General features: G+C 51.7%; 24 protein-coding genes. 14 read left to right on the forward strand and 10 right to left on the reverse strand.

Annotation, left to right across the window (positions count from 1 at the left end; genetic code table 11):
• Positions 1 to 74: 74 nt before the first annotated feature.
• A complete protein-coding gene (locus E1162_RS03040) occupies positions 75 to 749 on the forward strand; it encodes an outer membrane protein (RefSeq protein WP_155126615.1) in 675 nt (224 codons plus the stop codon).
• 60 nt (positions 750 to 809) lie between these two features.
• Here the strand turns inward: E1162_RS03040 and E1162_RS03045 are convergent, their stop codons facing one another.
• Entirely contained in the window at positions 810 to 2,051 is a 1,242-nt protein-coding gene (locus tag E1162_RS03045; RefSeq protein ID WP_155126618.1) for an alpha/beta hydrolase family protein, read from the reverse strand.
• A gap of 822 nt (positions 2,052 to 2,873) precedes the next feature.
• Between E1162_RS03045 and E1162_RS03050 the strand changes: the two genes are divergently transcribed.
• The 3 genes from E1162_RS03050 (at position 2,874) to E1162_RS03060 (ending at position 5,765) form a co-directional block, all read left to right on the forward strand.
• Entirely contained in the window at positions 2,874 to 3,854 is a 981-nt protein-coding gene (locus E1162_RS03050; RefSeq protein ID WP_155126621.1) for a TRAP transporter substrate-binding protein, read from the forward strand.
• Between the two features lie 133 nt (positions 3,855 to 3,987).
• Complete coding sequence (locus tag E1162_RS03055; protein WP_155126624.1) at positions 3,988 to 4,488, forward strand: TRAP transporter small permease; 501 nt, start codon at positions 3,988 to 3,990, stop codon at positions 4,486 to 4,488.
• Entirely contained in the window at positions 4,488 to 5,765 is a 1,278-nt protein-coding gene (locus E1162_RS03060) for a TRAP transporter large permease (RefSeq protein WP_155126627.1), read from the forward strand. The genes E1162_RS03055 and E1162_RS03060 overlap by 1 nt, the downstream gene beginning before the upstream one ends.
• 98 nt (positions 5,766 to 5,863) lie before the next feature.
• Here E1162_RS03060 and E1162_RS03065 read toward each other — a convergent pair whose 3' ends face one another.
• Positions 5,864 to 7,012: an iron-containing alcohol dehydrogenase gene (locus E1162_RS03065; protein ID WP_155126630.1), complete on the reverse strand. Its 1,149-nt coding sequence runs from the start codon at positions 7,010 to 7,012 to the stop codon at positions 5,864 to 5,866.
• 571 nt (positions 7,013 to 7,583) lie between these two features.
• On the opposite strand from E1162_RS03065, the gene E1162_RS03070 reads away from it, so the two are divergent.
• The 4 genes from E1162_RS03070 to E1162_RS03085 all read left to right on the forward strand — a co-directional run bounded on the left by E1162_RS03070 (position 7,584) and on the right by E1162_RS03085 (position 12,523).
• A complete protein-coding gene (locus E1162_RS03070) occupies positions 7,584 to 8,081 on the forward strand; it encodes a DUF411 domain-containing protein (RefSeq protein WP_155126633.1) in 498 nt (165 codons plus the stop codon).
• Between the two features lie 261 nt (positions 8,082 to 8,342).
• Complete coding sequence (locus E1162_RS03075; RefSeq protein ID WP_257098621.1) at positions 8,343 to 11,030, forward strand: autotransporter domain-containing protein; 2,688 nt, start codon at positions 8,343 to 8,345, stop codon at positions 11,028 to 11,030.
• Positions 11,031 to 11,100: 70 nt separating this feature from the next.
• Positions 11,101 to 11,547 carry a GNAT family N-acetyltransferase gene (locus E1162_RS03080; RefSeq protein WP_155126640.1) on the forward strand — a complete coding sequence of 149 codons (447 nt, stop codon included), beginning with the start codon at positions 11,101 to 11,103 and terminating at the stop codon, positions 11,545 to 11,547.
• A gap of 160 nt (positions 11,548 to 11,707) precedes the next feature.
• A complete protein-coding gene (locus E1162_RS03085; protein ID WP_155126643.1) occupies positions 11,708 to 12,523 on the forward strand; it encodes an SDR family oxidoreductase in 816 nt (271 codons plus the stop codon).
• 43 nt (positions 12,524 to 12,566) lie between these two features.
• Here E1162_RS03085 and E1162_RS03090 read toward each other — a convergent pair whose 3' ends face one another.
• Both E1162_RS03090 and E1162_RS03095 read right to left on the reverse strand, forming a co-directional pair.
• A complete protein-coding gene (locus E1162_RS03090) occupies positions 12,567 to 13,886 on the reverse strand; it encodes an MFS transporter (protein WP_155126646.1) in 1,320 nt (439 codons plus the stop codon).
• Between the two features lie 34 nt (positions 13,887 to 13,920).
• The gene (locus E1162_RS03095; protein WP_155126649.1) at positions 13,921 to 14,199 is read right to left on the reverse strand and encodes a metal-sensing transcriptional repressor; all 279 of its coding nucleotides are present in this window, start codon (positions 14,197 to 14,199) and stop codon (positions 13,921 to 13,923) included.
• Between the two features lie 147 nt (positions 14,200 to 14,346).
• Between E1162_RS03095 and E1162_RS03100 the strand changes: the two genes are divergently transcribed.
• A complete protein-coding gene (locus tag E1162_RS03100; RefSeq protein WP_155126652.1) occupies positions 14,347 to 15,093 on the forward strand; it encodes a hypothetical protein in 747 nt (248 codons plus the stop codon).
• A 126-nt stretch (positions 15,094 to 15,219) separates the two neighbouring features.
• On the opposite strand, the gene E1162_RS03105 is transcribed toward E1162_RS03100, so the two are convergent.
• From E1162_RS03105 to E1162_RS03120, 4 genes are all read right to left on the reverse strand, one after another.
• Positions 15,220 to 15,453 (reverse strand): hypothetical protein, encoded by a 234-nt coding sequence (locus E1162_RS03105; protein WP_155126655.1) that lies wholly within the window; start codon positions 15,451 to 15,453, stop codon positions 15,220 to 15,222.
• Positions 15,454 to 15,906: 453 nt separating this feature from the next.
• The gene (locus tag E1162_RS03110) at positions 15,907 to 16,806 is read right to left on the reverse strand and encodes a DMT family transporter (RefSeq protein WP_155126658.1); all 900 of its coding nucleotides are present in this window, start codon (positions 16,804 to 16,806) and stop codon (positions 15,907 to 15,909) included.
• Between the two features lie 229 nt (positions 16,807 to 17,035).
• A complete protein-coding gene (locus E1162_RS03115) occupies positions 17,036 to 17,485 on the reverse strand; it encodes a BA14K family protein (RefSeq protein WP_155126661.1) in 450 nt (149 codons plus the stop codon).
• 144 nt (positions 17,486 to 17,629) lie between these two features.
• Positions 17,630 to 18,106, reverse strand: coding sequence for a BA14K family protein (locus tag E1162_RS03120; RefSeq protein ID WP_257098622.1), 477 nt, complete (start codon positions 18,104 to 18,106; stop codon positions 17,630 to 17,632).
• A gap of 204 nt (positions 18,107 to 18,310) precedes the next feature.
• Between E1162_RS03120 and E1162_RS03125 the strand changes: the two genes are divergently transcribed.
• Positions 18,311 to 19,834: a cryptochrome/photolyase family protein gene (locus E1162_RS03125; protein WP_155126664.1), complete on the forward strand. Its 1,524-nt coding sequence runs from the start codon at positions 18,311 to 18,313 to the stop codon at positions 19,832 to 19,834.
• Between the two features lie 7 nt (positions 19,835 to 19,841).
• Here E1162_RS03125 and E1162_RS03130 read toward each other — a convergent pair whose 3' ends face one another.
• Positions 19,842 to 21,086: a SulP family inorganic anion transporter gene (locus E1162_RS03130; protein WP_155126667.1), complete on the reverse strand. Its 1,245-nt coding sequence runs from the start codon at positions 21,084 to 21,086 to the stop codon at positions 19,842 to 19,844.
• A gap of 400 nt (positions 21,087 to 21,486) precedes the next feature.
• Positions 21,487 to 22,263 carry a transporter substrate-binding domain-containing protein gene (locus E1162_RS03135; RefSeq protein WP_371311787.1) on the reverse strand — a complete coding sequence of 259 codons (777 nt, stop codon included), beginning with the start codon at positions 22,261 to 22,263 and terminating at the stop codon, positions 21,487 to 21,489.
• A 122-nt stretch (positions 22,264 to 22,385) separates the two neighbouring features.
• On the opposite strand from E1162_RS03135, the gene E1162_RS03140 reads away from it, so the two are divergent.
• The 4 genes from E1162_RS03140 (at position 22,386) to torC (ending at position 25,620) form a co-directional block, all read left to right on the forward strand.
• Positions 22,386 to 23,141, forward strand: a complete 756-nt coding sequence (locus E1162_RS03140) for an amino acid ABC transporter ATP-binding protein (protein ID WP_371311788.1) — start codon at positions 22,386 to 22,388, stop codon at positions 23,139 to 23,141.
• Between the two features lie 8 nt (positions 23,142 to 23,149).
• Positions 23,150 to 23,890, forward strand: a complete 741-nt coding sequence (locus E1162_RS03145) for an amino acid ABC transporter permease (RefSeq protein ID WP_155126670.1) — start codon at positions 23,150 to 23,152, stop codon at positions 23,888 to 23,890.
• Positions 23,891 to 24,216: 326 nt separating this feature from the next.
• Positions 24,217 to 24,393, forward strand: a complete 177-nt coding sequence (locus tag E1162_RS03150; RefSeq protein ID WP_155126673.1) for a periplasmic nitrate reductase, NapE protein — start codon at positions 24,217 to 24,219, stop codon at positions 24,391 to 24,393.
• Positions 24,394 to 24,468: 75 nt separating this feature from the next.
• Positions 24,469 to 25,620, forward strand: a complete 1,152-nt coding sequence (torC, locus tag E1162_RS03155; protein WP_371311790.1) for a pentaheme c-type cytochrome TorC — start codon at positions 24,469 to 24,471, stop codon at positions 25,618 to 25,620.
• The last annotated feature ends 5 nt before the right edge of the window (positions 25,621 to 25,625 follow it).

Here is a 25,625-nt window from a genome sequence, read left to right on the forward strand (position 1 = left end):
AATGCGATTGCGGTTGCAATTGGTGATCAGTGAGATATAGGTAAGTAATAATACCTATTGATTGAAGTTTTAAGATGTTTTCTCGAATTTGTTTATTTTTGGCCGCCTCAGTTTTGGTGCAATTGCCAACAGCCTACGCAGATGAGTTGAGCCCAGATTTTGATTGGGGTGGCTTTTATGCAGGTGTCAAGGCGAATGCTTTAATTTTGGAAGATGACTACATTGACCCTGTCGCTGATTTGGACGGGTTTATCACAGATTACAAGATAGCGCCTACGGTTGTTGTTGGGTACCTTTGGCAGCGTAACCAATTTGTTTATGGCGCTGAATTCGGAGTTTCTTGGGTAGGGTCTGACAAAACTGAGCAGGACGTATCTGATCCATATCTTTATGGTACCATGAAAGTAAACTCCAGTGCCCATATTCTGGGTCGTGTTGGTGTTACCTCGGACAGAACTCTGCTTTATCTTCAAGGTGGAGCAACACTTACTAGTTTCGATTTTGATTACCCTTACGACACTGGTCTGCCCCAGGGTGATGGTTTTTCAGAAACTCTTATTGGAGCGACATTGGGTCTTGGTGTGGAGCACGCGCTGAACGAGAACTGGCGTATTAGCGCCGACTTCACGCATACAACCTATCCAGTGGCGACAAGTACTATTATTAATTGTTGCGCTTCGCCCCCAAATTCTCAAGACCATCAAGTGACTACAAGCAGTTTCAACCTTGGTCTCGCCTATCAATTTTGAATGATCAAGCCCCGCAGAGGATAGCCTCTGCGGGGCTTTTTTCATCGCTATTTCAATTTCTTATTTGAAGTACTTGTCTGCAATGTCCAGATAGTTCTGCCAGTCGTAGAAGCGAACGTTATGCGGACCGGTACGATAGTGGTAGCTCAAAACTGAGTGAACCGGGCTATCAACTGCTGGCTGCTCGCTTTCTGGGAACAGGTCCTTGGTGTAGAGCGCGTAGACTTCCTTTGCATTATGCAGGGAGAGGAACTCGCCTTTCGGATCAGCCCACTGATCATCAACCGCACTTGCTACATAAACCGGACGCGGTGCCAGAAGGCCCATCAACATATGCTGATCGATCGGCAAGGTGTTCTCTTTACCCACGTAGCCACGGAAGGAGCCGGTAAACCAGTGCGGGAACTGCGTGGTGATGATGTCAACGGTTTCGCCGTAGTTGCGGCGGGACAAGGAGTTACCGCCCATACCAGCGTTGTTGGAGATGATGTACTTGAAGCGCTCGTCGGTTGCACCGGTCCAAAGAGCCGTTTTGCCTAGGCGGGAGTGACCCATCACTGCCATACGGTCTTCGTCAACGTCGCGGCGGGTTTCCAGATAGTCTGCAACCGCGGAAAGACCTGCTGCCCAGATGCCGATGGCGGAGTAGTCTTTGTAATCCTCTTCCGGCAGGTTCACCTTCATGAACTCTTGGAACGCTGCTGGATCATCCGGCAGAACGTCACCGTAGTAGATGGTTACAAGACCATAACCACGGGCGGTGATTTCTTGCGCAGGCCATCGGAATTCACGAATGCTGCGGGAAGTTGGAAGGAACTTGTTGTCCTTGGTGGTCATGCGGGTTGGGTCAACCTGATTGCCGCAAACCATTGGGTTCGCCCAGCTTTTGGAAACTTCAATCCAATCGCCAGTGATAACGGAGTGGTTGCCGCAGAAGTTATAGCCCACGAAAACTGGAACAGGTGCGTCTGCATTTGGCATTTGCAGCACTACGGAAACGCGCTGGTTGTCGAGCATCAGGATAACTTCCTGAATATAAGCATCAGCATCCGGCAGCGGGCGCTTATCCGAAATGGAAACAACCTCGACTTTGTCAAACTTATACGGCTTGCCGTACATTTCGCTCTGGAAGAGCTTTAGCACTTCCGCGCGGCGCTCGTTCTCCCACTGGTCGACACTGTCACTTGTAGTGATGGCCGGTAGGGTGATGTCGCCAACTTTAGATTCGTCGTAGTTCGGCTCTGCCGCATGGGCGAGCGAAACGGAAGAGGCTAGTAGCACAGCCAAGCTTAACAGACGCATATTAGACCTTTACTTCAAATAGAAAGAGATTGCTTGTCATTGCGAAGTTGTTTGCATGGACAAGGCTACATCTAGAATATTTGGTGGAATATCAGGAGTGTTACTGCTGAAAAATATTTTCACATCATGCATTGGATAAGTATGTTGTAATTTAAATACATTTTACCAAGGGTAAAATTTAGATTTGCACTAAATTTGCATAGTATAGATTTCAATAGGCGTGGCTAAATGCGCAGCGTAAGAAACGGCGCGAACAGCTCTTGTTGCAACTCCTGTAAGTATTTCTCGTGTTGGTCTACCTATTGTGGAGTTTTGGATATCCACTGCTTCAAATAGGTCAACCAATCTGTTCCAAAAGCGGTTTTTCTAGAGAAACCCTAGCAGATAGGGATTGTATTGGTATGGTAGCAAGGGCAGTGAGTTGCACTACTTATAGATTTAAGGCGAAAGCCTGCTAGCTTCCAAATTGTCGAGTGATATCCCAGATCAGTTTTCAAGGCCGACAGTGGAGTGAGGCTAATATATGAAGACGTGGGGGGAGATAGGCGATTTCGTTACTCACTCGGCACAGGATTGATGGGCGGAGCTTCAAGCTTGAGATGAAGCTCCCACCTTCTCTTCTAAAATGGCTGTTTCTTCGCTGCGGTTCGAGGAGTGCAGGAATAGCCGGAGGCAATCGGGCTGTTGGGCATGCCTAAAAAGAGTGACCATAAAAATCGGTCCTGCCTCAATACAAAAAGAAAGCCACCGGGGAGCAACGCGATAGGAGCAAGTCGCGATTGACATCCCTCTCCGGTCAAAAATGAATTGGGAGTCTTTTGAATGCTTTCTGTAAAATCACTGTTGAAGTCCGCTGCGTTCGGTGTTGCTGCTCTTGGCATGACAGCAAGTGCTGCTCTGGCTGCTGATGTAACCCTGAAACTGGGTCACTTGGCCAATGAAAACGACGTTTGGCACAAAGCGTCGTTGAAGCTCGCTGAAATCGTAAAAGAGCGGACTGACGGTCGTATCGAAATTCAGGTTTTTGCCAATGAATCCCTCGGCAAAGAAATCGACCTGATCAACGGCATGCAGCTTGGCACCGTAGACTTTGCCGTAACTGGTGAGTCTTTGCAGAACTGGGCCCCTAAAGCGGCTCTGCTGGCTGTTCCTTACGCATACAAATCCATCGAACATATGGCTGAAGTCGCTAACAGCGAAATCGGCGCAGAAATTGAAAAGGAAATCGTAGAAAAGGCACGCGTACGCCCGCTGACCGTTATGGTTCGTGGTCCGCGCCACCTGACAACCAACCGCCCGATCAAGTCACCTGATGACCTGAACGGCCTGATGCTGCGCGTACCAAACGTTCCACTGTTCGTGAACGTATGGCGTGAGCTGGGTGCATCTCCGATGCCGATGGCGTTCTCTGAAGTGTTTACCGCGCTGCAAAACGGTACACTGGACGCACAGGAAAACCCGCTGGCCCTCATCAGCTCTGCAAGCTTCAACGAAGTTCAGAAATACGTAAACCAGACCGCACACGTAAACGGCTGGATCTACATCGTAATGTCTGAGATGACCTATCAGCGCCTGTCTCCGGAAGATCAGAAGATCTTGGTTGAAGCAGGTAAAGAAGCAGAAGCCTATCACCGCGCTCTGTTTGAAGCTGAAGAAGAAGCCTTTGCAAAGAGCCTTCAGGAAAAGGGCATGGAATTCGTAGAGGTAGACTACAGCGCCTTTGCTGAAAAAGCCCGCGGTGCGGTTCTTGCCAGCGTTTCTGACGACATCCGTCCAATCGTAGAAGACCTCTTCGCGAAATAAGACCCCAACGGGGCGCCCCCACCTTTTGCGGGTGCCCCGTGCCTTACATGCCGTACCTGTTACCTATGTGCAGTAACCGGTCGAAGCGCCTTCAAAGAAATAGAGCGCTCAAAAACGACTAAGGCTTAAAAGAATGATCTCAAACATCTTAATCAGAGCATTCCGGATTGCGACCGGAGCGGCTTTTGCTGTCATCATGTACGCTGTTGTTGTGCAGGTGTTTGGCCGCGGCGTTCTCAACTACTCTCCGGTATGGACAGAAGAGCTTACCCGCTATGCCCTCCTCTTTCTGGCAGCGTGCGGTGTTGGTCTTTCCATCCGCTCTGGTGACCTTGTAAACGTCGATATCGTAATCAACTACCTGCCGGACAAAGCCCGCAAAGTCTGTCTTATCATCGCCATGAGCATCACCGCATTCGTATGCTTTGCCATGGTGCCACAGGCATGGCTGTTTACCAGCATCGGTGCGTGGCAGACCTCTCCGGCAACCAACATCCGCATGGATATCATCCACTTCTCTATGGTTATTTTCCTTGGCGGTATTGGTCTGTTTGCAGTGCTGCGAGTGATTGAACTCGTCAAGCATTTCAACATCCCGGGCTTGCCGGAACACAATGAAGGAGATGAATACTAATGGAACTCGCTCTCCTTCTTGGCTCCTTCATCGGCGGCCTAATCATCGGTATTCCAGTCGCTATTACGCTGGCTGTATCCTCCGTCCTCTACCTGCTTTACATGGACATCCCGCTCGTGGTGATGCCGCAAAAAATGTATGCAGGTATCGACTCCTTCGTACTGCTTTGTATTCCGGGTTTCATCCTCGCTGGTAACCTGATGAATAACGGCGGTATTACCGAGCGCATCATCCGCTTTGCCAACGCCGGTGTGGGCTGGCTGCGCGGTGGCTTGGGCCTCACCAACATTGCTGCATCTATGCTGTTTGGCGGTGTTTCCGGTACTGCGGTGGCAGATGCGGCGTCCATCGGCGGCATGATGATCCCGGGCATGAAGCGCGCTGGCTATCCGGGCGACTTCTCCGCAGCGGTGACTGCAGCGTCTTCTACCGTTGGTCCTATCATTCCCCCAAGTGTGCCGATGATTATCGTTGGCTCGCTCTCCGGTATCTCCGTTGGCAAGATGTTCATCGCTGGTGCTATTCCGGGCTTGCTGCTTGGTGGCGGTATGATGATCACCTGCTATATCCTGTCCGTGCGCCGCAACTATCCGCGCCAGCCATGGCAGGGTTGGGGTGAGCTTGCCCGCTCCTTCGGTACCGCTGCTTGGGCAATGGCTATGACCGGCCTTATCGTTGGCGGTCTGCTCTCCGGCTGGGTAACACCTACAGAAACTGCGATTATCGCCAGCTTCTACGCCTTCTTTGTGGGCGCGTTTATCTACCGCGAGTTGCCAATCGCCAAGGTTCCGTCTATTGTCATCGACAGTGCGATTTCTTCTGCAGCTATTCTGGCGTTGGTGGGTTTTGCAAACGTCTTTGGCTGGATTTTGGTTTCCGAACGTATTCCTCAGTTCATCACTGAGTCCGTTATGTCCATCACCGATAACAAGATCCTGGTGATCCTTCTGATCAACCTGATCCTGCTGTTCGTCGGTATGTTCATGGAAACCATTGCAGCGCTGATCATCCTGTTTGTACCGCTGCTGCAGCTGGCAACTTCGGTTGGTATTGATCCACTGCACTTTGCAACCTTTGCAGTGCTGAACCTGATGCTGGGTCTTACCACTCCACCTGTGGGCGTTTGTCTGTTCGTTTGCGGTAGTATTGCAAGACTGCCTCTGGCACCGCTTGTCAAAGCGATCATGCCATTCTTGCTGACGAACCTGATTACGCTGTTCCTGGTTAGTTACATTCCGGCCCTGTCCATGTGGCTGCCAAGCGTGCTTATGCCGTAAGCTATCCATCTACTTGCGAGCAAAGAAGAAGCGCCGGAGAGTTTCCCCTCCGGCGCTTTCTTTTTGTCTAGTGTCTGTCAGCTGATCCGCGCTGTAGGTCAGACGAGCGCTGCATCGAAGATCTGACGGATCTCGACAGGTGTTACCGCGCCATGTTCGCCCAGCTTGTCGCGTTCACACTGGATCATCAGCGCTACAAGTGCGTCGAGTGCAGCGGCTTTATCATCACCATATTCGGAAAAGTGTGTTGGAGAGCCAACGCTTTCATAGAAGGACTCAATGGCATTGATGGTGTGCTCTGCCAGTTCTGCTTCGCCCTGCAGGCCAAATACGTTTCGGCCCATTTGTTCCAGCTTTGCGCGTTTGACCTCAATCTGGTTTCGCAGCAACGACGGGTGGACCATGGAGAGCGATGCGCCGTGGTCGATGCCATAAAGAGCTGTAAGCGCATGGCCAAGCTGATGGCTTGCCCAGTCAGCAGGTAGTCCGATGCCGATAAAGCCGTTGAGCGCCTGGTTTGCAGCGAGCATCAGGTTGGCGCGCCATTTGTCATCATCGCGCTCGTCAAAGTCGGCAGCCAGCGCCATCAAGACACGCAGCAGTGTTTCTGCAAAGCCGTCTTGAACCATAGAGCCTTCTGGCGAGGTGATGTACTGCTCGCAGATATGGACCCACGCATCGACAATTCCGTTGATTAGCTGGCGCTCCGGCAATGTCTTCATAGTGTCTGGGTCAAGAACCGCAAACTTAGGACGCACGGCATCGGTTTTGAAGCCAAGTTTTTCTTTGGTCTCGGTGTTGGTAACAACAGCTGTCGGGTTGGTTTCGGAACCTGTTGCTGGCAGCGTGAGGACAGCACCAATCGGAAGTGCGACTTCCGGTACGTGGCGGCGCAGAACGATCTGCCAGCCGTCCCCTTCATAAAGGGCTGCTGCTGCAATGTATTTCGCCCCGTCAACGACCGAGCCACCGCCAACGGCTAGAATGTAGTTGCGGTCTTTCATGCGGCATACTTCAACCGCGCCGTTCAACGTATTGAGCTGTGGGTTTGGCTCGATACCGGAAAACTCGATCCAGTCATAGCCTTCCAGAGCTTTGACGACCTGATCGTAAACACCGTTCTTCTTGATAGATCCGCCGCCATAAACGAGTAGGACACGGGCGTCCTTCGGAATTTCGGAGGAAATAACGGATATCTGACCTTGGCCGAAATGAAGACGGGTTGGGTTCAAATAGGAAAACTGCATTGCGCGCCTTTGCTACCAGTAATTGGTTAACTCTAAAGTGCCGCGCCACTTCTCCCATACGTATTTCATAGTCAAACAGCGCACACTACAAACTATAGTAATAAATGGTGCTGCTACTCATTTTGTAAGACCGTTGAAGTGACTAGTTTCCTGAAATAATTAAAAGTTTAAGCAAATAAAATGGACCTTGAGTTGTGCAACTATTGATTTGCAATAGCGAGAAAAGTTTAGCATAAGTGACCCAACACAAGGAAAAAAATGATGATTTCGGCCATAGTGCGCCCGATCCCCCTAGAGAGACTTGAAACTTTTTCCGATTGGAAAATGCAAGGGAAAAAGATCGGCGAGAAACTGCGGCTTTTTTCTTCAAGTCAAAAGAATAGCGCACAGATAGATTTATCTTTTCGATGGTGATGCAGTTCTTTTAAATCGCAAAACGCCAGTGCGAGTGCAAACTCGGCCCTCCCTATTTGATGTGACTGGTAAAACAGCGGTTCCTGTCGTTGCCAATAAAATCAAAACTGCAACATGAGCAGTTTGTGCCAAGAACTATAAAAATTTAGCTGCCGCCATGCCTCTAGTGAACGGAAAACTGCATAAACTGGTTCGCGCACTCCTGATCGGAGCGGTGCTGGTAGGCTGCGCGGTATATTCTGTGGTTGCACAGCCCGCGACTGTTGTTCGCGTTTATATAGAACCTGACTGCACTATTTGCGAGAACTGGCAGGAGGACATGCGCGATGCTGGTTTTTTCCTTAAGGTCAAAGAGATGCGGGACATAAGTTCCGTGAAAAGACAGCTCGGTGTGACCGAGGAGCTTGAGGGCTGTCTAACCGCGATTGTTCAGAACTACGTTATCGAAGGCCACGTTCCTGTTCGGGTGATTAATCGCTTACTGCGCGAGAAGCCATTGGTACGCGGGTTGGCTCTGCCGCTCAATACAATTGACGGCATTGATAATGATTATGAGCGGCAAAGCCGCCGCAATATCGTCTACTCATTTCGAACAGATGGCAGCGAACCCGTTCCTTATTTCAGCGGGCCGGTGAATGTTGAGTGGAGAAAATAGAAGTCGTGATCTTACCTTTCTCTGATATTTTAGCAATGTGGTTCTTCTTTTATAATAAAATCTCGCAATAGTTGTGGTTAACATTGATTAAAATTGTCTAGGTATTGCCAACTGGATTGAGGTGAATCCACCTATGCAATAACAAGTATTGATGATCAATTATCTGGTTTGTTGGTGCCGATGTCTAAGTACCCGCGCGTTAAGATAAGTACTAGTAAATACCTTCATTTTATTAATCTTTCAGCAGCTACATATCTCTTCATGTCAGCAGGCGGTGTACTGGCTGCCGGCCTAGACTTGAGTGGCTCTAGCCAGAATTGGGCCAACTCGGCAGATATTAGTAGCGCGGACCGCGGCATCAACATTACTGGCAGTGGCAATAAGTTGACCAACAGCGGTGACATTACCTCCGATGAAGATGCAATCGGAGCAGTTGGTGATGGCAACACTGTCATCAACCATGGTGATTTGTTCGCCGGCGAGAACCTCTCCGATATCCTCGCCGGAACCATGGATCCCATTGGCGGTAACAACGATAATGGCGTTGAGTTGGATGGTGACAACAACACTATCGTGAACCACGGGACCGTAAGGGCATCCGATGATGGTCTGGATGTCGAAGGTGATGGCGCTGTTGTTAAAAACTATGGCAATGTAATTGCTTACGACGATGCGATTGATATCGCCGGTGACAACGCGACAGTGTTTAACTCCGGTTTTTTAAAGACCTTGGACGGCAGTGGGATCGAGATTACCGGCGCTAATGCAAGCATCACCAACACAGGTACGATTGATGTAGGTGACACAGGCATTGCTATAAGCGGGACAAACGCAAGCGTCTCTAATTCTGGAACGATTGATGCGGATAACGTGGGCATAGTTTTAAACGGTGTTGATGCGGTTCTTGTAAATACTGGCGATATCATCAGCCAAAATCACGATGGCATTCAGATGTTTAGTGATAGGGGCCAGATTGTAAATCACGGCAATATTGCCGGACTTCACGGCGACGGTATTTATGTTTCGGGCGATCAGGCAGAAATCTACAATTACGGCCATGTAAATGGGACGGTCGATGGCATCTATGTGAACGGTGCTTTTAGCCATATTTATAATGCGGGCGAAATCACCTCTGGCCATGCAGGTGTTGAGATCGCTGGCGGCGGTGCGACGGTGCTAAACACCGGTAGCATCAACGCTGGAACTGATGGCATAAGCATCAACGGCGATGGTGTAACGGTTACAAATAGCGGTTTGATCACCACCCAAATCGATGACGGCTTGGATATAAACGGCAGCCATGCACACATAACCAATAGTGGTGAAATTTCCTCCGCAGATGACGGCATCGACGCTTTTGGTGACCACAATCTCATCGTAAACTACGGACGGGTCATCTCGGATAGTGACGGCATTGTTGCCAATGACAGCGGCGGTGTGATCGGTAGTCACGACAATACCCTAGTAAATTACGGTTTCGTTCAAGCGGCCAGTGATGGGCTGGATGCGAACGGTGATGGAAACCACCTTACAAACTACGGCAGCATAGTCGCGGGAGATAATGGTTTTGAGGCCGGTGGTATCGGAAATGTCCTGTCAAACTTCGGTACTATTGAGGCTGAAGTTGATGGTATCAATATGGCTGGCCCGTTAGGCGAAGTTTATAACTCCGGCTCTATTCATGCCAAAAATGCTGGCATTTCTGTCTCGGGTGACAGCGCGCGGGTAGTAAATTCTGGCCGCGTTTTCGTTGACAATCATTTGGTCAATGCTGCTATCGAGTTTCGTGACCTATCAGCGGATGCATACCTAGCCCTCAACGCTGGTTCCCATATTCAGGGCCGTATCGAGTTTACTGGCACAAACAATACGCTGCACATGGGCTCTGGTTGGGACACCATGATGACGATCACCGGCGACATGGCTGAGGTGAATGTTACAGGCGATGGCCAGAAAGTAGTCGTAGATGGCCAGCGCGTTATTTCCGTAGACGGGGATGGTGCAGCGGCAACAGCTATCAATGCCGCTCGCTTACGGGCCGAACTGACGGGCGCAGTACAACAGGATATCAATAGCCGGATTGAAGCCGCTCAGCGCTGTGAGGATGGCACGACGTACTGCCGGAATGGTTGGTGGATCAACTCCCGTGTAGCGGCACAAGATGGCACAAGCGACAATCCATACTCTCATGTGATGTCCATCAATACAGTTGGCATTGACGCTGCGCTGGATCAGGGCGGCATGGCGGGTCTTCTCGGCGGTATCTCCTTTAGCCGCTCTGAAGTGTTAGCCGAGAACGGAGAGACTGAGGCAACAACTGCCTACTTTGGCGGTTACTATAGCCGTATGTTTGGCCCCGCATTCGCCAACCTTTCTTTGGTTGGTGGTTATATGTGGCAGGACAATGCACGGGTGTTCTACGACAATACCGTTCTTGGCGGCATAGTGCAGTCTGATGATCAGACCATTGGCAGTACGTTTGTAACCCCTGCCTTTACTCTCGGCTATCGCACAGACGTATCGCAGGGCTTTACACTCGTTCCAACCATTGGTGCCCGCTACACTTACTCAGCTCGCAAGGGCTATAAAGAGGCGGTAAACAGCAACATAACCGTAGATGCTCAGCAAGAACACCGCGTGGACGTTCGTGCCCAGCTTGCAATGGACTGGAATGGATATGAGTCAGGAGACTTTGGCAAATGGAATGCCCGTTTGCGCGGTGGTGTCGATCTTTACAAATCGACCACCGTTGGCGAGGGAAGCACCGCCTACGGCACAGCGCTGGCTGTTAGCGACCAGAGCGACTCCGGCGTGCGCCCGTTCTTCGGGTTCGATATTTTCTATGATCTTGGAGAGAGGCTCGACGTGAGCCTTGGCGTGGAAGCAGCCTACGATACCAACGAGGTGTTAGCGGCAAGTGGCCACCTGTCTTCCTCTTTGAATTTCTAGGAGTTGTGGGCAAGAAGAATTGGAAGGGCAGCCGGCTGGTTGCCCTTTTTGAGTTTTAGGAGGGACAATAATGATTGAAGTTGACGGACACCTGCGGCTGTTGGGGCCAGCAGACTATAACGATGCCATGGAGCTCTATGCCGAGCTTTCGCACCACGCCTTTCCGCTGACGGACCGCGCTCGGTATGAAAGCGTTTTGAACCATGAAGGCACAACCGTCTGGGGTATAGAGGTTGAGGGGAAGATCGTCAGTATGGCGACGCTCCACATGTTGCCATCTCTGGGCAATGCCAGTTCGCATTACGCGCTGATCGAAAATGTCATCACTACTAAAAGGCATCAGAACAAAGGGCTGGGGGCTAGCTTGTTGCGTGCTGTCCTTGCCTATGCGTGGGATAAGGATGCCTACAAGGTGATGCTGCTTACCGGTAAACAGCGCGATGCTTTGGAGTTTTATCAAAAGCTCGGCTTTGACGAGGATGAAAAGCACGGCCTTGTTTGCCGGAAGCCAGCTTGATCGGTCGCTTCGACACAATGGTGATTGCTAGGATTTTTGCAGCACCACGAAATTGTCTTGGTTTGATGACAGCCTTTCCCTAACGTTAGAAGGTCTCGCCGCACGGGCCCTTATTAACTGCAAAGCCTGCGTAATAGGCTGGCTAGGGAAAGGAATAGCGATGTCCAAAACGATCTTGATCACCGGTTCCTCCTCAGGCATTGGCAAAGCCACGGCTCATTTGTTCCATGAAAAGGGATGGAACGTGGTTGCAACCATGCGCAATCCGCAAAACGAGCAGGAGCTTAATCAGCTGAAAAATGCGCTGGTTACACGGCTTGATGTAACTGATCCAGATACGATCAAGTCTGCCGTCTCCGCCGGAGTGGATCGTTTTGGAACTATTGATGTTTTGCTGAACAATGCTGGATACGGCGCATTTGGACCGCTGGAAGCGTTCTCCATGGAGGGGATACGCCGCCAGTTCGATACCAACGTCATCGGGCTGCTAGAGACAACAAAGGCTGTGCTGCCGCTAATGCGCAAGCAGCGCTCCGGAACCATCGTCAATATCTCTTCCATCGGCGGCAAAATGGGCTTTCCGCTTGGCACGCTCTACCACGGAACCAAGTTCGCAGTTGAGGGCATGTCAGAGGCCCTGCACTACGAACTGGCCCCTTTGGGTGTTGCGGTGAAGATCGTTGAGCCGGGCGCTATCGCGACGGACTTCGGCGGCCGATCGTTTGACTTTACCAATGATGAGAGCCTGACTGAGTATCAGCCGATTGCGCAAAAGGTTATGTCAGGCTTTGAATCCATTCTGGACATTGCCTCCCCTGCCCGTGTTGTAGCAGAGGTTATCTGGACCGCGGTAACGGACGGCACACCAACGCTTCGCTACACTGCGGGCGAGGATGCACGAGAGTACATCGCTAATCGCAAGGCGCTGGATGATGCTGCCTTCTTTAACAGCGTAAAGCAGATCTTTGATCTGTAAGACGACAAGTGCATATGGATGACTGTAGGGCCTAACAGGTGAGCTAGAACTTGTTAGGCCAGTGCGGGTGATGGTCATCAATATGGAACACATGAGTATGCCTGTGCCCTTTAACGTTTCTGCCTTCGTTCATATGCGGATCGTCCTTGGCAAGCTCGGGGTGATCGTGAGTTAGCTCCTCTTGATCATCAGCGGGCCAGAGGCGGAGGCATAGGAGGATGCCAAGCAAGCCAATCAGGGCAAGAACGCTAAACGCGGTCGTCATTCCAAAGCGTGCGCCTAGGCCTCCGGCAAGCGGATAGGCCAGTAACCAACAGGCGTGGGACAGTGCAAACTGGGCAGCAAATACAGCAGGGAGGTCTTCTTCATTGGCTGAGCGGGTGAGAATGCGTCCGGTTGGTGTTTGCGCGCCGGAATAGCCAAGCCCCATCACGAACCAGAGCGCCAGCAATGTGTTGTATCCTGAAACGAAATTACCAAGCAGCAAGCCAACAACGATAACTGCGCCACCAGTAGTCATAACCAGCCGTTCGCTTAGTTTCTCCAGCACTTGAGGTAGCGCAAGGGCTGCCACCATCGAGCCGCCGCCAAAGGCCGCAAGTGCTCCCGCAAGATATCCCGCGCTGAGGCCCATTTGCCCTTGCACGATGACAACCGTGTTGATGATTACCATCGACCCACCTGCAGCAATACAAAGGTAAAGCGCAAAGAGCCCTCTAAGGCGCGGTGTATGGCGGAAGATGCGCAGCCCTTGAGTGATGCGTTTGAGGCTACGTTGGTTCTCAACGGGCTTGAATGCGGGAAGGGAAACAGAGAGGATGAGCATGGTAGAGGCAAGAAAGCCCAGTGCTGTGCCCCAGAACAGCCCGTGATAGCTCACGGCTAGCAACAGCAGCCCTGCAATGGTGGGGCTGAGCAGGTTCTCTAAATCATAAGCTATACGCGAAAGGGACAGCGCCTTGGTGTAGGTTTGCTTGTCCGCCAGTACTACCGGAATGGTTGATTGGAAGGCAGGCGTGAAAGCCGCTGATGCTGACTGCAGAACGAAGATAAGCAGGTAGATCTGCCAGATTTGGTCAACAAAGGGTAGAAGAACAGCAACTCCCGCCCGAACAAGATCGAGGAGTACGAGGAAAGCGCGGCGGGGTAAGCGCTCGGCGATGGCGGCAGCAATTGGAGCCAAGCCGACATAGGCGATCATCTTGATGGTAAAGGCGGTGCCAAGCACAACCCCTGCATCCTCTCCAGCAAGATCAAAGGCCAGTAGGCCAAGCGCCACCGTGGCAAGCCCGGTCCCGAATAGGGCTGTAACCTGAGCGGCAAACAGGTAGCGGAAGCTTTTGTTCTTTAACGGCTCTAGCATGGTATCTATTGGCGCTCCTATCCCCTCCGGGGGGTTATAGATAGCGGCTGATCCTTGTAAATTCTTCCAATGTCTCGCGTGTGGCTTTCTCCGGCCGGTCCAGCGCATCGGCCAAACAGTGCTCAAGATGATCGTGGATCAGTGTCTTCTTGGCCTGCGTTACCGCTTTTTCAACAGCATGTAATTGCTGCGCTATTTCCACGCGTGGCCGCTGATTGTCGATCATATCAATGATCGAGCGTAGATGGCCGTTGGCTCTTTTCAGGCGGTTTACAACGTCTTTATGGGAGTGATGTTGGGTTTCTTCTGTCATGCTGATATTTGTATCCCCCCTAGGGGGATATTGTAAAGCGCCATATTTAAGTCCGAATTAGCGAGCAAAGAGCCTTTGCCTTCCCTTGCGGCGTCCCCCGCCCGTCTATTGTGAAGCCCTTAGCATCATCTATTGAGGAGTGCCCTCTTGAGCCGTAGATTGTTTTTCACCGGTGTGTGTCAGCTCGCTTTTCTGGTCTTTACCGCAGGCGCAATTGCGCAGCCTTTAGGCGTAATAGGTAACCGCGTGTCATCTACCCTGACGGCTATTGACCAATACAAGGGCGCTGGAGATCGTCTTGTCACCGCTAAGCAGGTTGCGGACTTTCTGGGCGAAGGGCTCACCCCGACTGAACGACGTATTGCAGCTTTTGAGTTTGTGCGCTCCTACCCCTTCCGCCTGCAAGGCGATGGTGGGGTGAGTGATAACAGCCTGTTTAACCTTGGCGCGGGCGACGGGCGCCACAAAGCAGCCGCTCTCAAAGCAATCTTGGAAGTATGGGGCGAAGAGGTTTATTCCATCACTGTGCCGTTTGACTGGGCCGATCTACCGGTTCCGGTTCCAGTGCTTTCAAAGCTCACAGATACCCGTTCGTTCCACAATGCACTGGTGGTCAAAACGGGCGAGCGTTGGATCATCGTTGATGCAACGTGGGATCCGGCGTTAGAAAAGCTTGGCTTTCCGGTGGTTTCTGATTGGAACGGGCATACGTCTACCCTCTCCATCACACCAAAAGCGACGCAGATCGAGCATGCCAGAAGCTTCAAGACGATGGATGAACTCTATACCCGTTATGCGGTTGCAAAACCAAATGAAGAGCAAGTTCATGCCTTCATCAGCGCCTTTAATGGATGGATAGAGCGGGCCCGCCGGGTAGAGCATACAGAGACGTAACCGGGCTTATAGATAAGCAGACTAGAGGGCGGTTGATCCGCCCTTTTTTAGTGTCTGCCTTTAGCGCAATAAAAAAGCCGCGTTGACCATTGGCCCGCGGCTTAGTGGTGATGGAGCACGTGAAATCTAGTCGATAGACACACGGAAATTGTTCTGGCGCAGATGCTTCATAGCAAGAGCGTGGCTGAAGAACTCGCCATTGCAGACATTACAAATCTCAAGCACATTTACAGGTGTACTTCGGCCTTCGTGGATCTCTTCAGGCGAGCAATATACGCTCACGCCACTTTCGTTATCCAGTGGTGCAACCATGATGGAGACGGGCCAGTTTTTGATTGTGCCTTCTACAACAGTTTCCATTTTTCCCCGTTTCTGTTTGTCGGATCGGGTTTCAAAGGTGGTGAGATATCCTAGCGTGTCGCTCGAATTGTCGACAAAGTACTCACTGAAATATCTTCTGACTACTTGCATAACTACGCATGTAGATACCTTGGCTCTTTCTGCCCTGAAATCATGTCATTCCCATGACCCTTTCCAGATCAAAAAGCGGCTCTTGGTGTCATCTATGTCGCGTTGTCAGCTTGTCGCGCATGCTTGGGAGGAGCACCGACTTCCTTAGGAAAAGGCGGCTGAATGCGCTACGGCGGTGTTCTTACTGTGAGTATAGTTGCGGCTCAACCAGCAAAATATCGGGGGCCACATCTCTTTGTGGTTATGTAGAAATGCACATAACTCATTGAAAATAAACAACTGGAAAAAGTCTCATTCTCCCGCCACGAAGGTGTCGCAGCGGGAGGTGTAGCTGTGTAGAGCTTATTCGGCCGGTACGCGGTTATCGACCAGCTGCACCTTTTGGCGGCGCAGAGAGAACAGGCCTGCGCCGATAATGATCACTGCGCCAAGGATGGTAGACCAAGTCGGAATATCGGCAAAAACGAGGAAGCCGATTGGCACAGCCCATACCAGCTGCAGGTACATGAATGGCTGAATTTCATTCGCCTGCGTGAGCGAAAGTGCCTTAACGATTGAGAAGTGAGCCAGCGCGCTACAACCACAAACCATAGCCAGCAGACCCCACTGGATTTCATCAACCGGCGGGATGTTCTGAATGCCCAAAATGGTGCTCACTACAGCGCCAAAAGCACCCACGTAGAAGAAGGAAGTCAGCGCGCTGTCATTACGGCTAGCCACCATGCGGGTGATCAGCTGGTAGATCGCGTAGCTGAGGGCCGTACCGACTGCCAAAATAGCGCCGGGACCCCAGATGTCGCCAGATGGCTGAAGAATGATTACAAGGCCGATAAGACCTGCAAGCATTGCAGCAATACGGCGCCAGCCAACTACCTCGCCCAGAACAGGCACAGCAAGCGCTGTTACAATAAGCGGGTTAGCCATGAAAATTGTTGTAACGTCTGCAAGGCCGAGGTAGCGGAACGCCATTGCGATCAACGCGATTTCGGCAAACAGGAAGAAGCCGCGCAGCAACTGAAGCGGCAGGTTTTTGGTTTTGATGGTCGCTTTCAAGCCTGCATCACTGGCACATGCCCAGCAAACCGCGATGATAAGATGCACCCAGTAACGGGCCATAAGAATGAACCAGACGGAGTGGTTGATAACCAAGGTCTTGGTAACCGCATCCTGTACGGCAAACACCAACGTGGCCAGAATGGCGAAGGCGATGCCTAGGTTTCGTGAGTTAGCGGCGGTGGACATAAACGGTGCCTTGTATTTTTTATAAGGTGGCAATGGGAACAAAAGGTTCCGGCCTTATTCGCGCAGTATAGTCTGCATTGCTTCGGCTCGGTAAGTCGCTAAATGCGCTTGTTTTGAAAAATAAGCAATCACCTGAAGGCAGGCGAGTAAAAGGGCCGCGGTAATAGCCACGGCCCTTGTGAACTTCAATGAAAATAATTTTCAGTTACTGCTAGTCTGTCAGTCCGTCTTAGCGGCACATGCGCTTTTTACCCGAATACGTGGTGTAAAGGCCCGTGTCGGCGTTAAAGCTGCGGAACTTTCTAGCGCAATACGCATACCACTGCGGCGTCCATGGCTTTGGCGCAGTGCGGTGGGTCACTCGTGTTTTGGCTTTGGGCTGAGAGGCAATCATAGCACCCGCAATAAAGCCCATAGCGCCAATGGCGAATGCTGTGCTGGGCTTAATTCCCTTGTAATGCTTGTGCTTGTGAGAGTGACGATGTGGCTTGTAATGGCGGTGCGGTACACAGCGCCCGCGCTTGTAGTAGCACCCATGTACCTTCACAATGTTGCTTTGCTCAAAGCCAATTGTAACGCTCGGTTTTGCCAGCACCACTGCCTGTGCAGGTGCTGAGGCCCCAATAAATGCAGCGGCTATGGTGCCAGCTGCCAGACTTTTAAAAGAATAGGTTCCCATTGTTCCCCTCCCGAACAGATGTCAGCTTCATTTAAGATAACTGCATCTGAACGGTCAGTGAGAGGACTATTCATAGCCTGTTCATTTAAAATATCATTGAAATCAATGATTTAATGGGGTGATTTAAAGGTAAGTATTCTTCAGTTATTGGCACATTCTCTGCACACCGGAATACGTGGTGTATGTGCCGGTGGAAGGGTTAAAGCTGCGGTACTTGGAAGAGCAGTACTGGTACCACTGTGGACTCCAAGGCTGCGGTGCGCCATAGCCGTTGTATGTCGTCTGCGACTGATACGGGTACGGGTACGGCTGCGGTGGTGCATACGCAGGCGGCGGCGGTGTGTAAGCGTTGCTTTGCGCGGAAGAGGCAATCATCGCGCCCGCAATAAAGCCGATTGCGCCCAGTGCGAAAGCTTCACCTGCACCAATGCCTTTTTTGTGCTTGTGGCGCTTCCAGTGCTTTTTGCGGTGATGTCCGCCTTTATGGCGACCACCATTGACCACGACATTCTTGTTAACGATTACCGTTTGAGACTGCGCGTAGGACTGGCCAACGCCTGCTACCGGAACAAGCATGGCTGCTGTGAGAGCTATACAAACCGCACTACGAACCTTTTTCATCACCCTTACCTCCAAACCAGAATGTCTTGATGACTCGAGTTCTAGCCAAAGCCCGCTGAACACGTTCTGATTTACATATTCATATTCGGTTCAGCTTGTCGTTGCGTTGGCGCAAGCCGTTTACCAGCCGCCCATTCTCTTTGATCTGGCGCGTGTGTTTTGTCGTAGTCTCAAGCATCTGTTACTCAGCTTCAGGTTTGATTTATGGCCCGTCTTATTGTGGTTCTTGGCGATCAGCTCACTCACTCAATAAGCTCGCTTTCACAGGCGAGCAAAGCAGATGATGTGGTGCTGATGGCGGAGCCCGTTGGTGAGGCAACCTATGTCCGCCACCACAAAAAGAAGATCGCGTTCATCCTCTCCGCGATGCGCCACTTTGCGCAGGAGCTAAAGGATGATGGCTGGACGGTGCATTACCGTGCCACTGATGAGCGGCTTCCCTCCTTCACCGCTGCGGTGGAAGCAGAACTGCAAGCGGGAGCGTTTGAGAGCATTACTATCTGTGAGGCTGGTGAATGGCGCGTTCAGGAAGAGATAGATAGCTGGGAGCAGCGCTTCGGCCTACCTGTTACGGTCCTAAAGGACAGTCGCTTTCTTGCGAGTAAACAGGACTTTGCGCAGTGGGCAGAAGGGCGCAAGGCGCTGCGTATGGAATACTTTTACCGTGAGATGCGACGCAAGACGGGGCTGCTGATGGAGGGTGATAAACCTGCGGGCGGCAAATGGAACTTCGACTCAGATAACCGCAAGCCCGCCAAGGCTGATCTTTTCATGCCGCGCCCTATCGAATTCACGCCGGATGCTATCACGCAAAATGTTCTGTCACTGGTAGATCAGCACTACGGTGATCACTTCGGTAGCCTTGAGCCGTTCTGGTTTGCGGTTAGGCGGGAGCAAGCTCTAGCGGCTCTGGATCATTTTATCGAAACGGCACTACCCGAGTTCGGCACCTATCAAGATGCCATGCTCACTGGTGAGCGGTTCCTCTATCACTCTGTCCTCTCGCTCTACCTCAACGTTGGTCTGCTGGAGCCCATGGAGGTCTGCAGGAGGACGGAGGAAGCCTATCTCGTCGGCCGAGTGCCGATAAATGCTGCTGAGGGGTTCATTCGGCAGATCATAGGCTGGCGGGAGTATATTCGCGGCTTCTACTGGTTGCAGGGGCCGGATTACGGCAGCAGTAATTTCTTTGGCGCATCGCGCCCCCTGCCCGAGTTCTACTGGTCTGGTGATACAAACATGGTTTGCCTGCGAGAGGCCATTACACAGACCAAAGAGGAAGCTTACGCCCACCATATTCAGCGCCTTATGGTGACAGGAAATTTCGCCATGCTGGCGGGCATTGACCCGCACGCTGTGCATGAGTGGTATCTCGCCGTTTATGCGGATGCCTTTGAGTGGGTAGAGATGCCCAACACACTTGGTATGAGCCAGTTTGCAGATGGCGGTTTGCTTGCTTCCAAGCCCTATGCAGGCTCTGGCAGGTACATCGACAGAATGTCGGACTATTGCCAGCACTGCGTTTATGACCCCGCTGAACGAACCGGTGAAAAGGCATGCCCCTTCAACGCTCTCTACTGGGACTTTTTGGAGCGCAATCGTGAGGTGCTGGCGGGTAATCCTCGTCTTGGCCCAATCTTCGCCACTTGGGGGCGTATGGCAGACGAAAAAAGAGCGGCAGTGCTTTCGCATGCTGCCGCTCTATTAAACAAGTTGGATGCTCTGTAACGCCCTGTTACAGAACGTCGGCCTGTGGGCGGAACCGCTGCAGCAACACGCCAAGGGCGATACCGACACCGATACCAATTGTTAGGTCTGTCAAAACGGTCAGCACCAAGGTGATCAGCAATAGACCACGTTCTTCAATTGGTGCCTGCCAGTATTTTGGCCAGTTTGCAGGTTCGCTCATGCCCCATGCGGTGAGCATAAGCAGGGCTGCCATGGCAGGCATTGCCATATAGCCAGCAAGCGGTGCTGCAACCATCATGATGATAAGAATAACCAGAGCATGGACGATACCGGCGACTGGTGTTTTGCCGCCAGCGCGTACGTTGGTTGCTGTACGCGCAATCGCGCCAGTTGCAGGCAGGCCGCAGAAAATAGCCGAGCCGATGTTGGCAACGCCCATTGCCAGAACTTCCGCGTTGGAGCGGTGTTTGCTGCCGATCATGCGGTCTGCAACCATTGCAGAGAGCAGCGATTCAATGCCTGCGAGGAACGCAATGGTGAAGGCAGATGGCATCAACTCGATGATCTTCTGAACGGAGAAGGTTGGAATATGTGGCATTGGCAGCGTGCTAGGCAGTTCACCAAAGCGCGATGCAATAGTGTCTACCGGCATACCAACCACATAAGCCAGAATGGATGTAACGGTTACGGCGATAATAAGCGCTGGCAGGCGTGGGAACGAGCGGCGCATGAAGATAACGGCGGCGATCGTACCAAGGCCGATGGCACAGGCAGCGATGTTGAAGGTGCTTGCACCATTCCATAGTGCTGCGAGCTTGCCGATGAATTCAGCAGGATCATGTGCCAAGTTCAGGCCAAGGAAATCCTTGATCTGGCCAGTGGCGATGATGATGGCGATACCGATAGTGAAGCCGTTTACGACTGGCTCCGGCACGAACGAGACAAACCGTCCAAGTCGCAGAAAACCGGCAATAACCAGCAGGATACCAGCCATAAACGTTGCCAGTACAAGGCCGTCATATCCGTGTTGCTGGATAACGCCGAAAACGACGACGATGAACGCGCCGGTTGGCCCGCCAATCTGCACGCGGCTACCGCCGAGCAGTGAGATCAGAAAACCAGCGACAATGGCTGTAACCAACCCGTCAGCAGGATTGGCACCCGATGCAATGGCAATCGCGAGGCTCAGGGGCAGAGCAACCATAGCAACAGTGGCACCGGCAAACAGGTCGGCGAGGAACGTATGGAGATTGTAGGTCTCCATTGTGGTGAGCAGTTTAGGGCGTAGCATTTTACAGGCCTTTCGGCCGCCGGGGATTGGCGGTGGCCGCTTTTGTTTTTTATCGAAGCATGGGAGGTGCATAGAAAGCACGCAGCGGCACATTAGTAAGTGCGTCGCGGGGCTTCAATAAAGCTAAATACCAATAAAAGCAAGTTTTCCTGCATAACTTGCTGATCACAAGTTTATATCAAGCCTGTTTACTTTCGTGATCTTGGTGATGATTGGTGTGATTCTATAAAGTGATACCTCATGGGTAAGTAAAGTATAACTCCACGAGCCCCAGAATATCGTGATTTTACCGAAAAATTATTGAGGCGCTGCAGGTCTAACCCTTTGCTTGCTCCAGTGTAAGCAAAGAAAAAGGGCTGCGCAGTGCAGCCCTTATACCGCTAGCAGTTGCTAGATAGATTTACTGCAACTGCCATTTCTCTGCGACTTCATCAAAGAAACCGCGCTGTTTTTTCAAATCGATCCATGTATTCACGTAGTTGATCCATACCTGATCATCCTGCGGAAGCAGCATGGCGACCGGCGTTGGCGCCTTTGGTGCAGAGACCGGTACAATCATCATCTGCGGGTATTTGGCGACCAGCTTGTTGGCTTCCACGTTGGATGTGATGTGCGCATCGGCGCGGCCGGAGAGAACCTCCTGAAAGTCGCGCGCTGGCGCTTCTACAATCTGGTGCTTGGCATTGGGGAAGAAGGCCTTAACCTGCTTTTCCTGTGTGGTGCCAAGTGTTGCCGCTACTGTAACCTCTGGCTTGTCGAGGTCTGCCCAGTCGTTAAACTTGCCCTCGTTCTTCTTCAAAGTCAGTGGTACCGTTACCAGTGCAAAGTAGCTGTCAGAGTAGCCAGCAGCCTTAGCACGGGCTGGAGAGACACTTGCAGAACCAGTGATGTGGTACTTGCCGGAGGTGACGCCGCTCACAAGCGTTTTCCAGTCGGTTGGTACAAACTCAACCTCCACGCCAAGATCTTTCGCCAGTTCGCTCATGACATCAATGTCATAGCCCTTGTAGCTGTTTGTTGCGGGGTCGCGCATTGACATCGGGTTCCAGTCGCCTGTCGTACCGACTTTCAATACGCCGTCATTGAGGATTTGCTTTAGGGCGCTTTCGGCCTGCGCCTGTCCTGCGCTAACTGCCATTGCTGCCATCAATGCGAGTGCCGTAATAAATCTAGTCACAATTGACCCCTTCAGATCGCTGAGCCGTAGGTACACACTAGGTATAAATAAGTGCACCTTGCAAAGAAACTCCATCATTGCATAGGTTGTGCTACGCATTTATTCGCTTCGGGGTTTAACGGGTGTCAGAAAAAAATACAAAACAGCCTTTGGTTCAAATCGAAGGAATTTCCCGCTTCTATGGCAATTTTGCCGCGCTAAAGTCAGTCAGTCTCGACATTGCGCAGGGCGAACGCGTTGTTATCTGCGGCCCTTCCGGTTCTGGTAAGTCCACCTTGATCCGCTGCATCAACCGGCTGGAAAAGCACAATGAAGGCCGCATTTTCCTTTCAGGCGTTGAGTTGAACGATAGCAAGGCCAGTGAAGAGGTGCTGCGTACTGGCGTTGGCATGGTGTTTCAGCAGTTTAACCTTTTCCCTCATCTCACCGTTCTCGACAATCTGACACTTGGGCCGATACGGGCGCGGGGTATGACGCGAAAGGATGCAGAAACCTTGGCGATGACCTATCTGGACCGCGTTCACATTGCCGATCAGGCCGAAAAATATCCGCGCCAGCTTTCCGGCGGTCAGCAGCAACGCGTGGCGATTGCGCGGTCCCTTTGCATGGAGCCGAAAATCCTGCTGTTCGATGAGCCGACCTCCGCGCTTGACCCTGAGATGATCCGCGAAGTGTTGGACGTGATGGTGGAACTGGCAGAAAGCGGCATCACCATGGTTTGCGTTACCCATGAGATGGGCTTTGCCCGCAAAGTAGCTGACCGGATGGTGTTTATGGACAAGGGCGAGATCGTAGAGACTGCCCCGCCGGAGACCTTCTTCTCCGCACCGAAAAGCGCTCGCTGCAAAGACTTCCTTGAAAAAATCCTTGGGCATTGAGAGGCCACATGCTGCGTATTTCTGCATTTGTTTTCATGGCATTGGCTCTTGGTGGATGCTCAGATCAGTGGGGCTGGTATGTGGTGGACCCGACCACAGCGTCCGGCTACGCCAACCTGAAGTTCCTGCTTAGCGGCCTCTACTACACTGTTCTGCTGTCACTAACCGCGATCAGCATTTCCATAGTGGTGGGCCTGCTTGTTGCTCTGCCGGGGTTGTCTGAGAAGAAGTTGCTGCGGGGCTTTAACCGCACCTATGTGGAGTTGGTAAGGGCGGTGCCGATCCTCGTGCTCATCCTCTGGATCTACTACGGCCTGCCACAGGTGTCGGGCCTTACTATCACCGTCTTCTGGGCAGGTGTAATTGCGCTGGCGCTGTCTGATAGTGCGTTTCAGGCGGAGATTTTCAGGGCAGGCATTCAGTCCGTCGATAGGGGGCAGAATGAGGCGTCGCAGTCGATCTCGCTCAACTACGCCGACACAATGCGTTTCGTTATCCTGCCACAGGCCATCCGGCGCATTCTGCCAGCTCTCGGCAACCAGCTGGTCTACATGCTCAAGATGTCGTCGCTGGTCTCGGTTATCGGAATGGAAGAGCTGACCCGCAAAGCCAATGAGCTCGTGGTGGTGGAGTATCGGCCGTTGGAAATCTACACCGTGTTGGTGCTGGAGTATCTGGTGCTCATTCTCATCGTCTCTGCTGGCGTGCGTTGGCTAGAGCGGAGAATGAACGCGGACGCGCGAAGATAGAGTGAGTCGCAATGCAGAGTTGATATATTTACTTGAGTGTAGGTAGTAGTAATTATTTGTCTCTACTGGAGATGTAGGTAAAACTAAGAATATCCGTTTTGTGTCGTGGATGAGTTATTCTGTCGCAGAGCCTTAGTGGTTTATCTGTAGGCACATTTGCGTGTCATAACTCTTTGTAACCTATGGTTTTTCAATTCTACAGACCGTGGCTGCACGGCCTTAACTCTTTAAAGGACTTACTTTTCTTTAACTTGACGCTGTCTGCCCTATGGGAATAGTTTCATTCTTAAATAACAACAAAGCCTTTCCGTGTTGGGGCTAGAAGAATGACAAATAAAGACGTCGCCGAGCGCACAGAAAAACAAACCGCATCAAGCGAGTGGCTTACATTTCTTGTATTTACACTCGTTATTTTGCCTGGAATTGCTGTAGCAGCCATTGGCTCCTACGGCTTGGCTATTTGGATCTACCAGATGATCTATGGCCCTCCAATCGTTGGTTAATTTCCTGTCCTGCCATCGTTGGAGATAAGAATGATAACGAAATTGAAGAACCTTGCCCTATCCTTCTGGCGGGTAATGAGCAAGCCAGCCACCAAGATCAGCCTTGGTGTTCTGGCTTTTGGTGGTTTTCTGACCGGCATCGTATTCTGGGGTGGTTTCAACACCGCCATGGAGATGACCAATACCGAGCAGTTCTGCATTGGCTGTCACGAGATGCGTGACAATGTGTACGTAGAACTTCAGGACACAATCCACTATACGAACAGAACCGGCGTTCGGGCTACTTGCCCAGATTGCCATGTGCCGCACAACTGGAGCCACAAGGTGGCCCGTAAGATGCAGGCATCCAAAGAAGTGTTCGGCTGGGTGTTTGGTACCATCAACACCAAAGAAAAATTTGAAGCCAAGCGTTTGGAACTGGCCCAGCACGAATGGGCACGTTTTGCTGCCAACAACTCCCTTGAGTGCCGTAGCTGTCATAACTACGACTCCATGGACTGGGAGAAAATGAGCCCGGCAGCCAAGTTCTACATGCAGCCGGCTTCTGAACGTAATGTGGGCTGTATCGAGTGCCATAAAGGCATCGCCCACCACTTGCCAATCAACGACAGCGGTGTGAACCCGATTTTGGCAAAGGTCGAACAGGGCGCGACTTCGCAGACCCTTGAAGAAGGCAAGCAATACTTCGTCGTCAAACCGATCGCCATTTATGAGGATGAAGACCTCACAAAACAGGCTGGTACGCTCTCTTACGCGGCTCCTGTGAAGGTGATCGAGAAGAAAGACGACAAGGTCAAACTCCAGCTTAAGGGCTGGCGAAAAGACAAAGGCTTTGGCCGCGTTTACCACTCTGACTTCGGCAAGAACATTCGTGTCGCGGTTATGGAGAAAGACCCGGCGCAAAACCCTGATCTGATATCAGTTGGTCTCTCCCAGAACGACCCTGCAACGGGTTTGGACTGGAGCGAGGTTACAGTTGAGTTCTGGGCAAAAGAGGGTGCATTCATCCCTGATGTTGCAACGCTCTGGAATGCTGCAGGAGAGATTTACTCTTCCAACTGCAGCACCTGCCATGCGCAGCCAGATCCTGCGCACTTTGACGCGAACAGCTGGCCTGCCCAGTTTAACGGCATGGTTGGTTTCACCAGTATGGACCCGTCAACGCAGGCTCTTGTGCTTACATACTTGCAGCTGCATTCCTCCGATTATGCCGAAGGAACGCACTAAGGAAT

The sequence above is a fragment of the Pseudovibrio flavus genome (assembly GCF_009711345.1).
GTDB lineage: Bacteria > Pseudomonadota > Alphaproteobacteria > Rhizobiales > Stappiaceae > Pseudovibrio > Pseudovibrio flavus.

Coding starts and splice junctions, on each gene's coding strand:
- E1162_RS03040 (WP_155126615.1), top strand. CDS start 75: ATGTTTTCTCGAATTTGTTTATTTTTGGCCGCCTCAGTTTTGGTGCAA.
- E1162_RS03045 (WP_155126618.1), bottom strand. CDS start 2,051: ATGCGTCTGTTAAGCTTGGCTGTGCTACTAGCCTCTTCCGTTTCGCTC.
- E1162_RS03050 (WP_155126621.1), top strand. CDS start 2,874: ATGCTTTCTGTAAAATCACTGTTGAAGTCCGCTGCGTTCGGTGTTGCT.
- E1162_RS03055 (WP_155126624.1), top strand. CDS start 3,988: ATGATCTCAAACATCTTAATCAGAGCATTCCGGATTGCGACCGGAGCG.
- E1162_RS03060 (WP_155126627.1), top strand. CDS start 4,488: ATGGAACTCGCTCTCCTTCTTGGCTCCTTCATCGGCGGCCTAATCATC.
- E1162_RS03065 (WP_155126630.1), bottom strand. CDS start 7,012: ATGCAGTTTTCCTATTTGAACCCAACCCGTCTTCATTTCGGCCAAGGT.
- E1162_RS03070 (WP_155126633.1), top strand. CDS start 7,584: ATGCCTCTAGTGAACGGAAAACTGCATAAACTGGTTCGCGCACTCCTG.
- E1162_RS03075 (WP_257098621.1), top strand. CDS start 8,343: ATGTCAGCAGGCGGTGTACTGGCTGCCGGCCTAGACTTGAGTGGCTCT.
- E1162_RS03080 (WP_155126640.1), top strand. CDS start 11,101: ATGATTGAAGTTGACGGACACCTGCGGCTGTTGGGGCCAGCAGACTAT.
- E1162_RS03085 (WP_155126643.1), top strand. CDS start 11,708: ATGTCCAAAACGATCTTGATCACCGGTTCCTCCTCAGGCATTGGCAAA.
- E1162_RS03090 (WP_155126646.1), bottom strand. CDS start 13,886: ATGCTAGAGCCGTTAAAGAACAAAAGCTTCCGCTACCTGTTTGCCGCT.
- E1162_RS03095 (WP_155126649.1), bottom strand. CDS start 14,199: ATGACAGAAGAAACCCAACATCACTCCCATAAAGACGTTGTAAACCGC.
- E1162_RS03105 (WP_155126655.1), bottom strand. CDS start 15,453: ATGGAAACTGTTGTAGAAGGCACAATCAAAAACTGGCCCGTCTCCATC.
- E1162_RS03110 (WP_155126658.1), bottom strand. CDS start 16,806: ATGTCCACCGCCGCTAACTCACGAAACCTAGGCATCGCCTTCGCCATT.
- E1162_RS03115 (WP_155126661.1), bottom strand. CDS start 17,485: ATGGGAACCTATTCTTTTAAAAGTCTGGCAGCTGGCACCATAGCCGCT.
- E1162_RS03120 (WP_257098622.1), bottom strand. CDS start 18,106: ATGAAAAAGGTTCGTAGTGCGGTTTGTATAGCTCTCACAGCAGCCATG.
- E1162_RS03125 (WP_155126664.1), top strand. CDS start 18,311: ATGGCCCGTCTTATTGTGGTTCTTGGCGATCAGCTCACTCACTCAATA.
- E1162_RS03130 (WP_155126667.1), bottom strand. CDS start 21,086: ATGCTACGCCCTAAACTGCTCACCACAATGGAGACCTACAATCTCCAT.
- E1162_RS03145 (WP_155126670.1), top strand. CDS start 23,150: ATGCTGCGTATTTCTGCATTTGTTTTCATGGCATTGGCTCTTGGTGGA.
- E1162_RS03150 (WP_155126673.1), top strand. CDS start 24,217: ATGACAAATAAAGACGTCGCCGAGCGCACAGAAAAACAAACCGCATCA.
- torC (WP_371311790.1), top strand. CDS start 24,469: ATGAGCAAGCCAGCCACCAAGATCAGCCTTGGTGTTCTGGCTTTTGGT.